The following is a 17145-nucleotide window of genomic DNA, read 5'->3' as shown; positions in this document are numbered from 1 at the left end:
GGGAAAGTCATTTTGTGTTTCTATGCAACTGTCTTGCGCATGGCTATCATGCGGGCCTCATTATCAGGGCGCAGTCCGCATGCTCACGTTGCTAAAACTTCTGAAGGATGGTCGCTTTCATTCAGGGCAGGCGCTGGGTGCTGCGCTGGGTATCAGTCGTAGTGCTGTATGGAAGCAATTGCAGCACTTGGAAGCAGAAATAGGGCTGTCTGTTCATAAGGTTCGAGGTAGGGGGTATCAGTTGGCTAAGCCTCTGGTGCTTTTGGATGCTGCTGAGATTTGCGCAAAGGGCCTTCACGAATGGCCTGTCCATATCTTTGACGCTATTGACTCCACCAACGCCGAGGCGCTGCGTTTGATCGAGCGTGGGGCGGCGGCGCCGTTCATGGTTTTGGCTGAGCGACAGATCGCTGGTCGTGGTCGTCGTGGTCGTAAGTGGGTCAGTCCGTTCGCCGAAAACCTCTACCACAGCCTAGTGCTACGCATTGACGGCGGTATGCGACAGATCGAAGGGCTGAGCCTGGTCGTCGGGCTTGCTGTCATGCATGCCCTGCGTGATATGGGGATCGCTGAGGCGGGGCTGAAATGGCCTAATGATGTCCTGGTGGGAGAGAAAAAGATCGCCGGCATCTTGCTTGAGTTGGTGGGGGATCCTGCGGACGTTTGCCACGTTGTCCTTGGCGTGGGGATTAATGTGAATATGCAATCGACTGATGAGGTCGACCAGCAATGGACATCCATGTGTCTTGAGGCAGGAAGGGATTTTGATCGAAATGAGCTGGTCGCACGATTGGGTGCGAAGCTTCAGCACTATCTGAGGCTTCATCACGCATCGGGGTTTGCTGCAATACAGTCGGAGTGGGAGCAATACCATCTTTGGCAGGGCAGGGCTGTCTCCCTGATTGCTGGTGTTAATAAAATTGACGGTATTGTGCTGGGCATTGATCACCAGGGTGCGCTGCGTTTGAAGGTAGACGGTGTGGAAAAAAACTTTAGCGGTGGTGAGCTCAGCCTGAGGTTGCGTGATGATTCTTGAGCTTGACTGCGGCAATAGCTTTATCAAATGGCGTGTTCTTCGTGCCGATGGGGTGACGCCGGTCGAAGGTGGCGTGGTCAGCTCTGACAGCGATTTGCTGGTGAGCCTGAGCAATGCCGAGAAGTTCCAACTCAAGAAATGTCGTCTTGTTAGTGTAAGGACTCCGGAGGAGACGGATTCATTGGTCGCCTCTCTCGTTGATGTATTTGGGGTGTCGGTGACCCGCGCTGTGCCTGCCCGAGAAATGGCGGGGGTGAAAAACGGCTACCAGGATTACGAGCGGTTGGGGCTTGATCGATGGTTGGCCTTGCTGGGTGGGTACCATCTTGCTTCAGGCGCGTGCCTGGTCCTTGATTTCGGTACTGCCATTACGGCTGATTTTGTGGCGGCGGATGGTGAGCATCTCGGCGGATTCATTTGTCCGGGCATGCCTTTGATGCGTAACCAACTGCGTACTCATACGCGAAGAATTCGCTATGACGATATGGCTGCCGAGCGTGCCCATGAGAGTCTCGCTCCAGGTCGGACAACTGTCGAAGCGGTCGAGCGCGGTTGCATGCTGATGCTCAGGGGGTTTGTCCTGACTCAGCTTGAATTGGCGCAGCAATATTGGGGAGAGGATTTCATGGTGTTTCTCACGGGTGGGGACGCCAATCTGGTTTCCGGGGTTGTTCCTGATGCCAAGGTGGTGCCCGACCTGGTTTTTGTCGGTTTGGCGATGGCCTGTCCCTTGTCTTGAGGTTTTCTATGCGGTGGTTGTTTCTGTTGTTGCTGGTTTTGAATGTCTTCTACTACATCTGGCATCAGCAGGAGGCCCCGCTTCGCGCCAAGGATGTGACTCCGCTCAGTTTGTACCGCGGTTCGCAGCAGGATATTCACCTGTTGAGCGAAACGGCGGATGCGCTTGTCAGGCGCGACCTGGGTAAATCCGGTGAGGCGCAAAAGACTTGTGTTTACTTGGGTGGTTTTGTTCGTCCGGAGCTGGCCAGGCAGTTGGAGCAGCGATTGGCTGCCTCGGGCGTCGTAAGTCGTTCTGCTGCGCCGAACTCGCCAAATGCCCCTGAGGGTGGGGGATTCTGGGTTCAGGTTTCCCAGGAAAGCGTGGGAAAGGTGAATGAAGCGTTGCTTCAAAACCTTTCTAAAGAATTCAATGAGTTAAAACATAAAATAATGCCGTGCGAGGGGGTTGCACCCGCTGGGTAGTTTGCATAGAATGGCGCCCGCTTCGCAGCGAAGACCTTTAAAGGTTAGCGGTACGAAGCGACGTCAACGCAGCTAACCTCAGGTTTTTAATGAGAAAATGCTTGACAGAAGGCTGGCATGATATAGAATGCCGGCTCGCTTAGGAGGGGTTCCCGAGCGGCCAAAGGGATCAGACTGTAAATCTGACGTCTACGACTTCGAAGGTTCGAATCCTTCCCCCTCCACCATTTTTAGCGTGAGCTGCAAGCTCCGCGGGTATAGTTTAGTGGTAGAACCTCAGCCTTCCAAGCTGATGATGCGGGTTCGATTCCCGCTACCCGCTCCAAGTTTGCAGGTTGTGCAAAGTGTTTCGCTCTTGTAGCTCAGTTGGTAGAGCACACCCTTGGTAAGGGTGAGGTCAGCGGTTCAAATCCGCTCAAGAGCTCCATATAACAAGGCAGATATGAAAATATCTGCCTTTGTTTTAATGGCTTGTGTGACTCGCTAAATTCTTCTCCTAGGGGTGATTTCGATGGCTAAGGAAAAGTTCGAACGTAATAAGCCGCACGTCAACGTCGGTACCATTGGTCACGTTGACCACGGTAAAACCACGCTGACCGCTGCTCTGACCCGTGTCTGCTCCGAAGTTTTCGGTTCGGCCAAGGTTGACTTCGACAAGATCGACAGCGCCCCGGAAGAGAAAGCTCGCGGTATCACCATCAACACCGCTCACGTTGAATACGATTCGGCCGTGCGTCACTACGCACACGTTGACTGCCCAGGTCACGCCGACTACGTAAAAAACATGATCACCGGTGCTGCCCAGATGGACGGCGCGATCCTGGTTTGCTCGGCCGCTGATGGTCCGATGCCACAAACCCGTGAGCACATCCTGCTGTCCCGTCAGGTAGGCGTTCCGTACATCGTTGTCTTCCTGAACAAGGCTGACATGGTTGACGACGCTGAGCTGCTGGAACTGGTTGAGATGGAAGTGCGCGATCTGCTGAGCACTTACGACTTCCCAGGTGATGACACTCCAATCATCATCGGTTCGGCTCTGATGGCTCTGAACGGCCAAGACGACAACGAAATGGGCACCACTGCTGTCAAGAAGCTGGTGGAAACTCTGGACAGCTACATCCCAGAGCCAGAGCGTGCTATCGACAAGCCGTTCCTGATGCCAATCGAAGACGTATTCTCGATCTCCGGTCGCGGTACTGTTGTGACTGGTCGTGTTGAGCGTGGCATCGTCCGTATCCAGGAAGAAGTTGAGATCGTCGGTCTGCGCGACACTCAGAAAACTACCTGCACCGGCGTTGAAATGTTCCGCAAGCTGCTCGACGAAGGTCGTGCTGGCGAGAACTGCGGCGTACTGCTGCGTGGCACCAAGCGTGACGACGTTGAGCGTGGCCAGGTTCTGGTCAAGCCAGGCACCGTCAAGCCGCACACCAAGTTCACCGCAGAAGTTTACGTTCTGAGCAAGGAAGAAGGCGGTCGTCACACTCCGTTCTTCAAAGGCTACCGTCCACAGTTCTACTTCCGTACAACTGACGTGACTGGTAACTGCGAGCTGCCAGAAGGCGTTGAAATGGTAATGCCAGGTGACAACATTCAGATGACTGTTACCCTGATCAAGACCATCGCGATGGAAGACGGTCTGCGTTTCGCTATCCGTGAAGGCGGTCGTACCGTCGGCGCTGGCGTCGTAGCTAAAGTCATCGAGTAAACAGTTGTAATGTCTTTTTCGGGCCGGCATAATGGTCGGCCTGATTTTGTTTTAGGTCAGTAGCTCAATTGGCAGAGCGACGGTCTCCAAAACCGTAGGTTGGGGGTTCGATTCCCTCCTGACCTGCCAGATTCACTCGGTGTGTCTGGCTTTCTTTTCACAGGATCTTCATAGATGACTCCTAAAGCTGAAGCTCAAGGCTCTCGCTTCGATCTGCTCAAGTGGCTAGTGGTAGTCGCTTTGGTGGTTATTGGCGTTGTTGGCAATCAGTATTATTCTGCTTCGCCGATCCTGTACCGCGTACTTGCATTGCTCGCCATTGCTGCTGTTGCTGCCTTTGTAGGCCTGCAGACAGCCAAGGGCAAGTCTTTCTTTGTACTCGCTAAGGAAGCTCGCACCGAGATTCGTAAAGTCGTATGGCCGACTCGCCAAGAAACCACGCAGACCACGTTGATCGTTGTGGCTGTTGTTCTGGTAATGGCGTTGCTGTTGTGGGGGCTCGATTCCCTGCTCGGCTGGCTTGTTTCCTTGATTGTTGGCTAAGGGTGTCCCGTGGCTAAGCGTTGGTACGTTGTGCATGCTTACTCGGGTTACGAGAAGCATGTTATGCGCTCGCTGGTAGAGCGCGTAAAGCTGGCTGGCATGGAAGATGGCTTTGGCGAGATTCTGGTCCCCACTGAAGAAGTGGTTGAGATGCGTAATGGCCAGAAGCGCAAAAGTGAACGCAAGTTCTTTCCGGGCTATGTGCTGGTGCAGATGGATATGAACGAAGGGACTTGGCACTTGGTCAAGGATACCCCTCGGGTGATGGGCTTTATTGGCGGTACCGCCGACAAGCCTGCGCCGATCACGGATAAAGAGGCAGAAGCGATTCTGCGTCGCGTCGCTGATGGTAGCGACAAGCCGAAGCCGAAGACGCTGTTTGAGCCAGGTGAGGTTGTACGCGTCACCGACGGTCCATTCGCTGATTTTAACGGCACGGTTGAAGAAGTTAACTACGAAAAGAGCCGGATCCAAGTGGCAGTGCTCATTTTCGGTCGCTCTACTCCGGTAGAGCTAGAGTTCAGCCAGGTCGAAAAGGTCTGATTGAATAGGCATCCCAACCCCGCAGCCCAAGGCTGTGGGGTTTTGTCGTCACCGGGATAAACGCGCAAGTAACCGGGGAGCCTTTCGAGGCGTTCGAACCCGTAATTGGAGTGCCTCATGGCCAAGAAAATTACCGCTTACATCAAGCTGCAAGTGAAGGCCGCTCAGGCTAACCCAAGCCCACCTGTTGGTCCTGCCCTGGGTCAGCACGGCGTGAACATCATGGAATTCTGCAAGGCCTTCAACGCCCGTACTCAGGGTCTTGAGCCAGGTCTGCCGACTCCAGTGATCATCACTGTCTACAGCGACCGTAGCTTCACTTTCGAAACAAAAAGCACCCCAGCTTCGGTTCTGCTGAAGAAGGCTGCAGGTTTGACCAGCGGTTCCGCTCGTCCAAACACCGTTAAGGTTGGCACCGTTACCCGTGCTCAGCTGGAAGAAATCGCGAAAACCAAAAACGCGGATCTGACTGCAGCTGATATGGATGCAGCCGTGCGTACTATCGCCGGTTCTGCTCGTAGCATGGGCCTTAACGTGGAGGGTGTGTAATGGCTAAGCTGACCAAGCGTCAAAAGGCTATCGCCGGCAAAATCGAAGCAGGCAAGGCCTACAACTTTGTAGACGCCGCCGCTCTGCTGGCTGAGCTGTCGACTGTCAAGTTCAGCGAGTCGTTCGACGTTGCTGTGAACCTGGGCGTTGACCCACGTAAATCCGACCAGGTCGTTCGTAGCGCTACCGTGCTGCCACACGGCACTGGCAAGACCGTTCGTGTAGCTGTCTTCACCCAGGGCCCAGCAGCTGAAGCTGCTCTGGCTGCTGGTGCTGATCGCGTAGGCATGGACGATCTGGCTGCTGAAATGAAGGGCGGCGACCTGAACTATGACGTAGTGATCGCATCCCCGGATGCCATGCGCGTTGTAGGTCAGTTGGGTCAGATCCTCGGTCCACGTGGTCTGATGCCTAACCCTAAAGTCGGCACCGTAACGCCAGACGTAGCCACTGCGGTTAAAAACGCCAAGGCTGGTCAGGTTCGTTATCGCACCGACAAAAACGGCATCATCCACACTTCCGTTGGCAAGATCGGCTTCGATGCCGTCAAGCTGAAGGAAAACGTTGAAGCCCTGATCGCTGATCTGAAGCGTATCAAGCCAGCTTCTTCGAAAGGTATCTACGTCAAGCGCGTTACCCTGAGCACCACTATGGGCCCAGGTCTGGTTATCGATCAGAGCTCGCTCGACGCGTAAGACTCGGATTGGCGCAAGTAATTGCGCCAATCAAAAAAATTGGGGTCCCTGCCTGGCGGGGGCTGTCCAAGACCGTAGGCGACGCAAGTCTTAAACCACAAGCCTACGCAGATGGTGCTCCCGGTTCCTTACCGAATCAGACACCAAAACGACATTCGGTTTCGACCGGATGAAACGGTAACAAGCAGGAGTTAAACCCGTGGCAATTAAACTCGAAGACAAGAAGGCCATCGTCGCTGAAGTCAACGAGGCTGCCAAAGCTGCTCTGTCCGCTGTCGTGGCTGATGCCCGTGGCGTAACAGTAGGCGCTATGACCGGACTCCGTAAAGAGGCTCGTGAAGCTGGCGTTTACGTACGTGTTGTACGTAACACCCTGCTCAAGCGCGCTGTTGCTGACACTGAATACAGTGTCCTCAACGACGTGTTCACCGGCCCGACCTTGATCGCGTTCTCCACCCAACATCCTGGCGCTGCTGCCCGTTTGTTCAAGGAATTCGCCAAAGGTCAGGACAAGTTCGAGATTAAGGCAGCTGCGTTCGAGGGCAAGTTCCTCGCAGCTAACCAGATCGACGTACTGGCAACTCTGCCGACCCGTGACGAAGCAATTTCCCAGCTGATGAGCGTGATTCAAGGCGCAACCAGCAAGTTGGCTCGTACTCTGGCGGCACTGCGCGACCAGAAAGAAGCTGCCGCAGCCTAAGGCTCGACACTCCTTTTCGCGTTTTTTGTTTATTTCGATGGTCGCGTAGGCCGTCCCCCAATCCAGGAATTTAGAGTCATGTCTATCTCTCAAAACGATATCCTCGAAGCCGTTGGCAACATGTCCGTAATGGAAGTTGTTGAGCTGATCAAAGCTTTCGAAGAAAAATTCGGTGTTACCGCTGCTGCTGCTTCCGCTGGTCCAGCTGTTGCTGCTGCCGTTGCTGAAGAGCAAACCGAATTCAACGTCATGCTGACCGAAGCTGGCGAGAAGAAAGTAAACGTGATCAAGGCAGTACGTGAACTGACCGGTCTGGGCCTGAAAGAAGCCAAGGCTGTAGTTGACGGCGCTCCTGCCATGGTTCTGGAAGCTGTTGCCAAAGACGCAGCTGACAAAGCCAAGGCCGCTCTGGAAGAAGCAGGCGCTAAAGTCGAGCTGAAGTAAGCATCGACTTTGCGTCTCCAGCCCGAGCGTTAAGCGACAGGCTGATGGCTGGTGGCTCTTGCCACCGGCCTTTTTCCGTTATTGGCAGCCGACTGGGTCGGTGCCGATAGCGAGCTGTAACCACCCTATGTGGTGGCGCAAACCATGGGGTTTGCACGATTTTCTGGCTGCTCCCGTCGGGAGGGGCCAAACAAGCAGGTGACCAAGCTGGGGAACGCTGATGGCTTACTCATATACTGAGAAAAAACGTATCCGCAAGGACTTTAGCAAGTTGCCGGACGTCATGGATGTGCCGTACCTCCTGGCCATCCAGCTGGATTCGTATCGTGAATTCTTGCAAGCGGGAGCGACTAAAGATCAGTTCCGCGACGTGGGCCTGCATGCGGCCTTCAAATCCGTTTTCCCGATCATCAGCTACTCCGGCAATGCTGCGCTGGAGTACGTCGGTTATCGCCTGGGCGAACCGGCATTTGATGTCAAAGAATGCGTATTGCGCGGTGTTACTTACGCCGTACCTTTGCGGGTAAAAGTGCGCCTGATCATTTTCGACAAAGAATCGTCGAACAAAGCGATCAAGGACATCAAAGAGCAAGAAGTCTACATGGGTGAAATCCCCCTGATGACTGAGAACGGTACCTTCGTAATCAACGGTACCGAGCGTGTAATCGTTTCCCAGCTGCACCGTTCTCCGGGCGTGTTCTTCGACCACGACCGTGGCAAGACGCACAGCTCCGGCAAACTGCTTTACTCTGCGCGCATCATTCCTTACCGCGGTTCGTGGTTGGACTTCGAGTTCGACCCGAAAGACTGCGTATTCGTGCGTATCGACCGTCGTCGCAAGCTGCCTGCATCGGTACTGCTGCGCGCGCTCGGCTATACCACCGAAGAAGTGCTGGACGCGTTCTACACCACCAACGTTTTCCATGTGCAAGGCGAAAACCTCAGCCTGGAACTGGTGCCTCAGCGCCTGCGCGGTGAAATCGCCGTCCTCGATATCCAGGATGACAAAGGCAAGGTTATTGTCGAGCAGGGTCGTCGTATCACCGCTCGCCACATCAACCAGTTGGAAAAAGCCGGGATCAAAGAGCTGCAGGTACCTCTGGACTACGTCCTGGGGCGCACCACGGCCAAGGTCATCGTGCATCCGGCCACCGGCGAAATCCTGGCAGAGTGCAACACCGAGCTGAACACCGAGATCCTGGCAAAAATCGCCAAGGCCCAGGTCGTTCGTATCGAAACCCTGTACACCAACGACATCGACTGCGGTCCGTTCATCTCCGACACGCTGAAGATCGACTCCACCGGCAACCAGTTGGAAGCCCTGGTCGAAATCTATCGCATGATGCGTCCTGGCGAGCCGCCAACCAAGGATGCCGCCGAGACCCTGTTCAACAACCTGTTCTTCAGCCCTGAGCGCTATGACCTGTCTGCGGTCGGCCGGATGAAGTTCAACCGTCGTATCGGTCGTACCGAAATCGAAGGTTCGGGTGTACTGAACAAGGACGACATCGTTGCTGTCCTCAAGACCCTGGTCGACATCCGTAACGGCAAGGGCATCGTCGATGACATCGACCACCTGGGTAACCGTCGTGTTCGTTGCGTAGGCGAAATGGCCGAGAACCAGTTCCGTGTTGGCCTGGTGCGCGTAGAGCGTGCGGTCAAGGAACGTCTGTCGATGGCTGAAAGCGAAGGCCTGATGCCGCAAGACCTGATCAACGCCAAGCCTGTGGCTGCGGCGGTGAAGGAGTTCTTCGGTTCGAGCCAGCTGTCCCAGTTCATGGACCAGAACAACCCGCTGTCCGAGATCACCCACAAGCGTCGTGTCTCCGCGCTCGGCCCGGGCGGTCTGACCCGTGAGCGTGCAGGCTTTGAAGTTCGTGACGTACACCCGACGCACTACGGTCGTGTATGCCCGATCGAAACGCCGGAAGGTCCGAACATCGGTCTGATCAACTCCCTGGCTGCCTATGCGCGCACCAACCAGTATGGCTTCCTCGAGAGCCCGTACCGTGTGGTGAAAGACGCCCTGGTTACGGACGAGATCGTGTTCCTGTCCGCCATCGAAGAAGCTGATCACGTGATCGCTCAGGCTTCGGCCACGATGAACGACAAGAAGGTCCTGGTCGACGAGCTGGTAGCTGTTCGTCACTTGAACGAGTTCACCGTCAAGGCGCCGGAAGACGTCACCTTGATGGACGTATCGCCGAAGCAGGTAGTTTCGGTTGCAGCGTCGCTGATCCCGTTCCTCGAGCACGACGACGCCAACCGTGCGTTGATGGGTTCGAACATGCAGCGTCAAGCTGTACCAACCCTGCGTGCCGACAAGCCGCTGGTAGGTACCGGTATGGAGCGTAACGTTGCCCGTGACTCCGGCGTTTGCGTCGTGGCTCGTCGTGGTGGCGTAATCGACTCCGTCGACGCCAGCCGTATCGTGGTTCGTGTTGCCGATGACGAAGTTGAAACTGGCGAAGCCGGTGTCGACATCTACAACCTGACCAAATACACCCGCTCCAACCAGAACACCTGCATCAACCAGCGTCCGCTGGTGAGCAAGGGTGATCGGGTTCAGCGCAGCGACATCATGGCCGACGGTCCGTCCACCGATATGGGTGAACTGGCGTTGGGTCAGAACATGCGCATCGCGTTCATGGCATGGAACGGCTTCAACTTCGAAGACTCCATCTGCCTGTCCGAGCGTGTGGTTCAGGAAGACCGCTTCACCACGATCCACATCCAGGAACTGACCTGTGTGGCCCGTGACACCAAGCTTGGCCCAGAGGAAATCACTGCGGACATCCCGAACGTGGGTGAAGCTGCACTGAACAAGCTGGACGAAGCCGGTATCGTTTATGTGGGTGCTGAAGTAGGCGCAGGCGACATCCTGGTGGGCAAGGTCACTCCGAAAGGCGAGACCCAGCTGACCCCGGAAGAAAAACTGCTGCGTGCCATCTTCGGTGAAAAAGCCAGCGACGTTAAAGACACCTCCCTGCGTGTGCCTACTGGCACCAAGGGTACGGTCATCGACGTACAAGTCTTCACTCGCGACGGCGTTGAGCGTGATGCTCGTGCACTGTCGATCGAGAAGACTCAACTCGACGAGATCCGCAAGGACCTGAACGAAGAGTTCCGTATCGTCGAAGGCGCAACTTTCGAGCGTCTGCGCTCCGCTCTGGTCGGCCACAAAGCCGAAGGCGGCGCCGGCCTGAAGAAAGGTCAGGAAATCACCGACGAAGTTCTCGACGGTCTTGAGCATGGCCAGTGGTTCAAACTGCGCATGGCTGAAGATGCTCTGAACGAGCAGCTCGAGAAGGCCCAGGCCTATATCGTTGATCGCCGCCGTCTGCTGGACGACAAGTTCGAAGACAAGAAGCGCAAACTGCAGCAGGGCGATGACCTGGCTCCAGGCGTGCTGAAAATCGTCAAGGTTTACCTGGCAATCCGTCGTCGCATCCAACCGGGCGACAAGATGGCCGGTCGTCACGGTAACAAGGGTGTGGTCTCCGTGATCATGCCGGTTGAAGACATGCCGCACGATGCCAATGGCACCCCGGTCGATGTGGTCCTCAACCCGTTGGGCGTACCTTCGCGTATGAACGTTGGTCAGATCCTTGAAACCCACCTGGGCCTCGCGGCCAAGGGCTTGGGCGAGAAGATCAACCGTATGATCGAAGAGCAGCGCAAGGTCGCTGACCTGCGTAAGTTCTTGCACGAGATCTACAACGAGATCGGCGGTCGCAACGAAGAGCTGGACACCTTCTCCGACCAGGAAATCCTGGATCTGGCGAAGAACCTGCGCGGCGGCGTTCCAATGGCTACTCCGGTGTTCGACGGTGCCAAGGAAAGCGAAATCAAGGCCATGCTGAAACTGGCTGACCTGCCAGAAAGCGGCCAGATGCAGCTGTTCGACGGCCGTACCGGCAACAAGTTCGAGCGCCCGGTTACCGTTGGCTACATGTACATGCTGAAGCTGAACCACTTGGTAGACGACAAGATGCACGCTCGTTCTACCGGTTCTTACAGCCTGGTTACCCAGCAGCCGCTGGGTGGTAAGGCGCAGTTCGGTGGTCAGCGTTTCGGGGAGATGGAGGTCTGGGCACTGGAAGCGTACGGTGCTGCATACACTCTGCAAGAAATGCTCACAGTGAAGTCGGACGATGTGAACGGCCGGACCAAGATGTACAAAAACATCGTGGACGGCGATCACCGTATGGAGCCGGGCATGCCCGAGTCTTTCAACGTGTTGATCAAGGAAATTCGTTCCCTCGGCATCGATATCGATCTGGAAACCGAATAACACGTGACGCGAATCGAGAGCGGGGCTGTCTTGCCCGCTCTCTGCTCCGCCAGGAGGAAAGGCCTTGAAAGACCTACTGAATTTGCTGAAAAACCAGGGTCAAGTCGAAGAGTTCGACGCCATCCGTATTGGATTGGCATCGCCTGAGATGATCCGTTCGTGGTCGTTCGGTGAAGTTAAAAAGCCGGAAACCATCAACTACCGTACGTTCAAACCCGAACGTGACGGCCTGTTCTGCGCCAAGATCTTTGGCCCGGTCAAGGATTACGAGTGCCTGTGCGGTAAGTACAAGCGCTTGAAGCACCGTGGTGTGATCTGCGAGAAGTGCGGCGTTGAAGTCGCGCTGGCAAAAGTTCGTCGTGAGCGCATGGCGCACATCGAACTGGCCTCGCCGGTTGCCCACATCTGGTTCCTGAAATCGCTGCCGTCCCGTATCGGCCTGCTGATGGACATGACCCTGCGTGATATCGAACGCGTTCTCTACTTCGAGAGCTATGTCGTTATCGATCCAGGCATGACCACCCTTGAAAAAGGTCAGTTGCTCAACGACGAACAGTACTTCGAAGCACTGGAAGAGTTCGGCGACGATTTCGATGCCCGCATGGGTGCCGAAGCTGTCCGCGAACTGCTGCACGCTATCGACCTGGAGCACGAGATTGGCCGTCTGCGCGAAGAAATTCCGCAAACCAACTCCGAAACCAAGATCAAGAAGCTGTCCAAGCGTCTGAAGTTGATGGAAGCCTTCCAGGGTTCCGGCAACCTGCCAGAGTGGATGGTGCTGACCGTTCTGCCGGTTCTGCCGCCAGACCTGCGTCCACTGGTTCCGCTCGATGGCGGTCGTTTCGCGACTTCCGACCTCAACGACCTGTATCGTCGAGTGATCAACCGTAACAACCGCTTGAAGCGCCTGCTTGATCTGTCCGCTCCGGACATCATCGTGCGCAACGAAAAGCGTATGTTGCAGGAAGCGGTCGACGCACTGCTCGACAACGGTCGTCGTGGCCGCGCTATCACCGGTTCCAACAAGCGTCCTCTGAAATCCCTGGCTGACATGATCAAGGGTAAGCAGGGTCGTTTCCGTCAGAACTTGCTCGGTAAGCGTGTTGACTACTCCGGTCGTTCGGTAATTACCGTTGGCCCGACCCTGCGTCTGCACCAGTGCGGTCTGCCTAAGAAAATGGCCTTGGAGCTGTTCAAACCGTTCATTTTCGGCAAGCTGGAAATGCGTGGTCTTGCGACCACCATCAAAGCGGCCAAGAAGATGGTCGAGCGCGAGCTGCCAGAGGTCTGGGACGTTCTCGCCGAAGTGATTCGCGAACACCCGGTCCTGCTCAACCGTGCACCGACCCTTCACCGTCTGGGTATCCAGGCGTTTGAACCGGTACTGATCGAAGGTAAGGCTATCCAGCTGCACCCGCTGGTCTGTGCTGCGTACAACGCCGACTTCGACGGCGACCAGATGGCCGTGCACGTACCGCTGACACTGGAAGCCCAGCTGGAAGCGCGTGCGTTGATGATGTCGACCAACAACATCCTGTCGCCAGCCAACGGTGAGCCAATCATCGTTCCGTCGCAGGACGTTGTATTGGGTCTGTACTACATGACGCGTGAAGCGATCAACGCCAAGGGCGAAGGTCGTGTGTTCGCCGATCTGCAGGAAGTTGACCGTGTGTTCCGTGCCGGCGAAGCCGCACTGCATGCCAAGGTCAAAGTGCGGATCAACGAAACCGTGAACGATCGTGATGGCGGCAGCGTGACCAACACCCGTATCGTCGACACCACCGTCGGCCGTGCGCTGTTGTTCCAGGTTGTGCCTAAAGGTCTGTCCTTCGACGTCGTCAACCTGCCGATGAAGAAAAAGGCGATCTCCAAGCTGATCAACCAGTGCTATCGCGTGGTGGGTCTGAAAGAGACCGTGATCTTCGCTGACCAGTTGATGTACACCGGTTTTGCCTATTCGACCATTTCCGGCGTTTCCATCGGTGTTAACGACTTCGTTATCCCGGATGAAAAAGCCCGCATCATCGGCGCCGCTACCGAAGAAGTGAAAGAGATCGAAAGCCAGTACGCCTCCGGCCTGGTAACCCAGGGCGAGAAGTACAACAAGGTGATCGACCTCTGGTCCAAGGCGAACGACGAAGTCTCCAAGGCGATGATGGCCAACCTCTCGAAAGAGAAAGTCATCGACCGTCATGGCAACGAAGTCGACCAGGAATCCTTCAACTCGATGTACATGATGGCCGACTCGGGCGCACGGGGTTCTGCTGCGCAGATCCGTCAGCTCGCCGGTATGCGTGGCCTGATGGCCAAGCCGGACGGCTCCATCATTGAGACCCCGATTACCGCGAACTTCCGTGAAGGCTTGAGCGTACTCCAGTACTTCATCTCCACTCACGGTGCTCGTAAGGGTCTTGCGGATACCGCCTTGAAAACGGCGAACTCCGGTTACCTGACGCGTCGTCTGGTAGACGTTGCCCAGGATCTGGTCGTGACCGAGATCGATTGCGGCACCGAACATGGCCTGGTAATGACTCCGCACATTGAAGGCGGTGACGTTGTAGAGCCGTTGGGTGAGCGCGTATTGGGTCGTGTCATCGCCCGTGACGTATTCAAGCCGGGCACCGAGGACGTGATCGTTCCTGCGGGCACCCTGGTTGACGAGAAGTGGGTCGAGTTCATCGAGCTCAATAGCATCGACGAAGTGATCGTACGTTCGCCGATCAGTTGCGAAACGCGCTACGGCATCTGCGCCAAGTGCTACGGTCGCGACCTGGCACGTGGTCACCAGGTGAACATCGGTGAAGCGGTCGGCGTTATCGCTGCCCAGTCCATCGGTGAGCCGGGTACCCAGCTGACGATGCGTACGTTCCACATCGGTGGTGCGGCAAGCCGGACCTCCGCGGCCGACAGCGTTCAGGTGAAGAATGGCGGTACCGTCCGTCTGCACAACCTGAAGCACGTCGAGCGAGTGGATGGTCACCTGGTTGCTGTGTCCCGTTCCGGTGAGCTGGCCATCGCTGACGACTTCGGTCGTGAGCGCGAGCGCTACAAGCTGCCGTACGGTGCTGTGATTTCGGTGAAGGAAGGCGACAAGGTCGACGCTGGTGCCATCGTGGCCAAGTGGGACCCGCACACTCACCCGATCGTTACCGAAATGAAAGGTACCGTGACCTACGTGGGCATGGAAGAAGGCATCACGATCAAGCGTCAGACCGACGAATTGACCGGTATGACCAACATTGAAGTACTCGATGCGAAAGATCGTCCAGCTGCCGGCAAGGACATCCGTCCTGCTGTGAAGATGGTCGACGACAACGGCAAGGATCTCTTGCTGCCAGGCACTGACGTAATCGCTCAGTACTTCCTGCCAGCCAACGCCTTGGTCGGTGTTGCGGACGGTGCACGGATCGCGATCGGTGATGTTATCGCTCGTATTCCGCAGGAAACTTCGAAGACCCGCGACATCACCGGTGGTCTGCCGCGTGTTGCCGACTTGTTCGAAGCTCGTCGTCCGAAAGAAGCCTCGATTCTGGCTGAAGTCAGCGGCACCATCGCGTTCGGTAAAGAGACCAAGGGCAAGCGTCGCCTGGTCATTACACCGAACGACGGTAGCGATCCGTACGAAGAGCTGATTCCGAAGTGGCGTCACCTGAACGTCTTCGAAGGCGAACAGGTAAACCGCGGCGAAGTTATCTCGGACGGTCCGAGCGATCCACACGACATCCTGCGTCTGCTGGGTGTGAGTGCGCTCGCCAAGTACATCGTGAACGAGATCCAGGACGTTTACCGTCTGCAAGGCGTGAAGATCAACGACAAGCACATCGAGACCATCCTGCGTCAGATGCTGCGTAAGGTCGAGATCGCTGAATCCGGCGACTCGAGTTTCATCAAGGGCGACCAGATGGAACTGACTCACGTACTGGTGGAAAACGAGCGCCTGGCGACCGAAGACAAGTTTGTCTCCAAGTTCACTCGCGTGCTGCTGGGTATCACCAAGGCGTCGTTGTCCACCGAATCGTTCATCTCGGCGGCTTCCTTCCAGGAAACCACCCGCGTACTGACCGAAGCGGCGGTAACCGGCAAGCGCGATTACCTGCGCGGCCTGAAAGAAAACGTGGTCGTGGGTCGTCTGATCCCGGCCGGTACCGGTTTGGCCTATCACAGCGAACGCAAGCGTCGCCGTGATGCTGACAAGCCGCTGCGCGTAAGCGCCAGTGAAGTGGAAGCTGCACTGACCGAAGCACTGAACTCGAGTGGTAACTGAGTTCTGCGGTAATTGAGTGCCAGGCCCTGGTCGCCCCGTTCGGCGGATCGAGACAAATTGTCGAGATCCGGCGGGCGGGGAGGTCGGGGCCTTGCCTTGACTGGGGACAAGATCCTCTTTAGACTCTTGATCCCCTAAATTTGGCGGGAATTCGTTCCTGCCATTTTGCTTTTCTTGTAAGACAATAGCGTCGCAAGACAACAGTGGAGCTAGTAGATGGCAACTATCAACCAGCTGGTACGTCAGCCGCGTAAGCGTATCGTCGAGAAATCCGACGTGCCTGCGCTGCAGAACTGCCCGCAACGTCGTGGCGTATGCACCCGTGTGTATACCACCACGCCGAAAAAACCTAACTCGGCACTGCGTAAAGTATGCCGTGTGCGTCTGACCAACGGTTTCGAGGTTTCCTCGTACATCGGCGGTGAAGGCCACAACCTGCAAGAACACAGCGTGGTCCTGATCCGCGGCGGTCGTGTAAAAGACTTGCCAGGTGTTCGTTACCACACCGTTCGCGGCTCTTTGGATACTTCCGGCGTTAAAGGTCGTAACCAAGGTCGTTCGAAGTACGGTACCAAGCGTCCGAAATAATCGGCCGTTTAGCAGTTTTTAATTTTATTGAGTCGATAAGAGTAAGGTCGGGCACGCATCCGCTGTCCCGGGCTAACCTGAAGACCGTTTGAGGGCTTATCAATGCCAAGACGTCGCGTAGCAGCCAAACGTGAGATTCTGGACGATCCGAAATACGGAAGCCAAATTCTCGCCAAGTTCATGAACCACGTAATGGAAAGCGGCAAGAAAGCCGTTGCCGAGCGTATCGTTTATGGCGCACTGGACAAAGTTAAGGAACGCAAGAACAGCGATCCCCTGGAAATCTTCGAGAAAGCTCTCGACGCCATCGCTCCGCTGGTCGAAGTGAAGTCGCGCCGTGTAGGCGGTGCTACTTACCAGGTTCCGGTCGAAGTTCGTCCGTCCCGTCGTAACGCCCTGGCAATGCGCTGGCTGGTAGACTTCGCCCGCAAGCGCGGCGAGAAGTCCATGGCTCTGCGTTTGGCTGGTGAACTGTTGGACGCTGCTGAAGGTAAAGGTGCTGCAGTTAAGAAGCGTGAAGACGTGCACCGTATGGCTGAAGCCAACAAGGCTTTCTCGCACTACCGCTTCTAATTTTAGCG

General features: G+C 56.0%; 14 protein-coding genes and 4 tRNA genes. All 18 read left to right on the top strand.

Features of this window, described 5'->3' with window-relative positions; translation table 11 throughout:
* The first annotated feature begins 79 nt into the window (after positions 1-79).
* Positions 80-1036: a bifunctional biotin--[acetyl-CoA-carboxylase] ligase/biotin operon repressor BirA gene (gene birA / locus V7773_RS17155; protein WP_336074233.1), complete on the top strand. Its 957-nt coding sequence runs from the start codon at positions 80-82 to the stop codon at positions 1034-1036.
* The gene (locus tag V7773_RS17150; protein ID WP_336074229.1) at positions 1026-1775 is read left to right on the top strand and encodes a pantothenate kinase; all 750 of its coding nucleotides are present in this window, start codon (positions 1026-1028) and stop codon (positions 1773-1775) included. Before birA ends, V7773_RS17150 begins: the two co-directional genes overlap by 11 nt.
* A gap of 8 nt (positions 1776-1783) precedes the next feature.
* The gene (locus tag V7773_RS17145; protein WP_063324138.1) at positions 1784-2239 is read left to right on the top strand and encodes a hypothetical protein; all 456 of its coding nucleotides are present in this window, start codon (positions 1784-1786) and stop codon (positions 2237-2239) included.
* 142 nt (positions 2240-2381) lie between these two features.
* Positions 2382-2466, top strand: a tRNA-Tyr gene (locus V7773_RS17140).
* A 24-nt stretch (positions 2467-2490) separates the two neighbouring features.
* Positions 2491-2564: transfer RNA gene (locus V7773_RS17135), tRNA-Gly, on the top strand.
* 26 nt (positions 2565-2590) lie between these two features.
* Positions 2591-2666 (top strand) — tRNA-Thr (locus V7773_RS17130).
* 84 nt (positions 2667-2750) lie between these two features.
* Positions 2751-3944, top strand: coding sequence for an elongation factor Tu (gene tuf, locus V7773_RS17125; RefSeq protein ID WP_003186103.1), 1194 nt, complete (start codon positions 2751-2753; stop codon positions 3942-3944).
* 53 nt (positions 3945-3997) lie between these two features.
* Positions 3998-4073 (top strand) — tRNA-Trp (locus tag V7773_RS17120).
* 45 nt (positions 4074-4118) lie between these two features.
* Complete coding sequence (gene secE / locus V7773_RS17115) at positions 4119-4487, top strand: preprotein translocase subunit SecE (protein WP_003206102.1); 369 nt, start codon at positions 4119-4121, stop codon at positions 4485-4487.
* Positions 4488-4496: 9 nt separating this feature from the next.
* The gene (gene nusG / locus V7773_RS17110) at positions 4497-5030 is read left to right on the top strand and encodes a transcription termination/antitermination protein NusG (RefSeq protein WP_003186097.1); all 534 of its coding nucleotides are present in this window, start codon (positions 4497-4499) and stop codon (positions 5028-5030) included.
* A 117-nt stretch (positions 5031-5147) separates the two neighbouring features.
* Positions 5148-5579 (top strand): 50S ribosomal protein L11, encoded by a 432-nt coding sequence (gene rplK, locus V7773_RS17105; protein ID WP_003176435.1) that lies wholly within the window; start codon positions 5148-5150, stop codon positions 5577-5579.
* The gene (rplA, locus tag V7773_RS17100; protein ID WP_003186095.1) at positions 5579-6274 is read left to right on the top strand and encodes a 50S ribosomal protein L1; all 696 of its coding nucleotides are present in this window, start codon (positions 5579-5581) and stop codon (positions 6272-6274) included. Before rplK ends, rplA begins: the two co-directional genes overlap by 1 nt.
* Positions 6275-6473: 199 nt before the next feature.
* Entirely contained in the window at positions 6474-6974 is a 501-nt protein-coding gene (rplJ, locus tag V7773_RS17095) for a 50S ribosomal protein L10 (protein ID WP_003206099.1), read from the top strand.
* 78 nt (positions 6975-7052) lie between these two features.
* Complete coding sequence (gene rplL, locus V7773_RS17090; protein ID WP_007970414.1) at positions 7053-7418, top strand: 50S ribosomal protein L7/L12; 366 nt, start codon at positions 7053-7055, stop codon at positions 7416-7418.
* A gap of 220 nt (positions 7419-7638) precedes the next feature.
* On the top strand, positions 7639-11712 hold the full coding sequence (gene rpoB / locus V7773_RS17085) for a DNA-directed RNA polymerase subunit beta (RefSeq protein WP_013694338.1): 4074 nt from the start codon (positions 7639-7641) through the stop codon (positions 11710-11712).
* Positions 11713-11776: 64 nt separating this feature from the next.
* Complete coding sequence (gene rpoC / locus V7773_RS17080) at positions 11777-15976, top strand: DNA-directed RNA polymerase subunit beta' (protein WP_047230482.1); 4200 nt, start codon at positions 11777-11779, stop codon at positions 15974-15976.
* 216 nt (positions 15977-16192) lie between these two features.
* Positions 16193-16564: a 30S ribosomal protein S12 gene (rpsL, locus tag V7773_RS17075; RefSeq protein WP_003186084.1), complete on the top strand. Its 372-nt coding sequence runs from the start codon at positions 16193-16195 to the stop codon at positions 16562-16564.
* A gap of 102 nt (positions 16565-16666) precedes the next feature.
* Complete coding sequence (rpsG, locus tag V7773_RS17070) at positions 16667-17137, top strand: 30S ribosomal protein S7 (RefSeq protein ID WP_003186074.1); 471 nt, start codon at positions 16667-16669, stop codon at positions 17135-17137.
* Positions 17138-17145 lie beyond the last annotated feature (8 nt).

Origin of the sequence: Pseudomonas sp. 3JA, from assembly GCF_036961705.1 — a bacterium.
GTDB lineage: Bacteria > Pseudomonadota > Gammaproteobacteria > Pseudomonadales > Pseudomonadaceae > Aquipseudomonas > Aquipseudomonas fluorescens_Q.
This window is presented reverse-complemented; position numbering and strand designations above follow the sequence as displayed.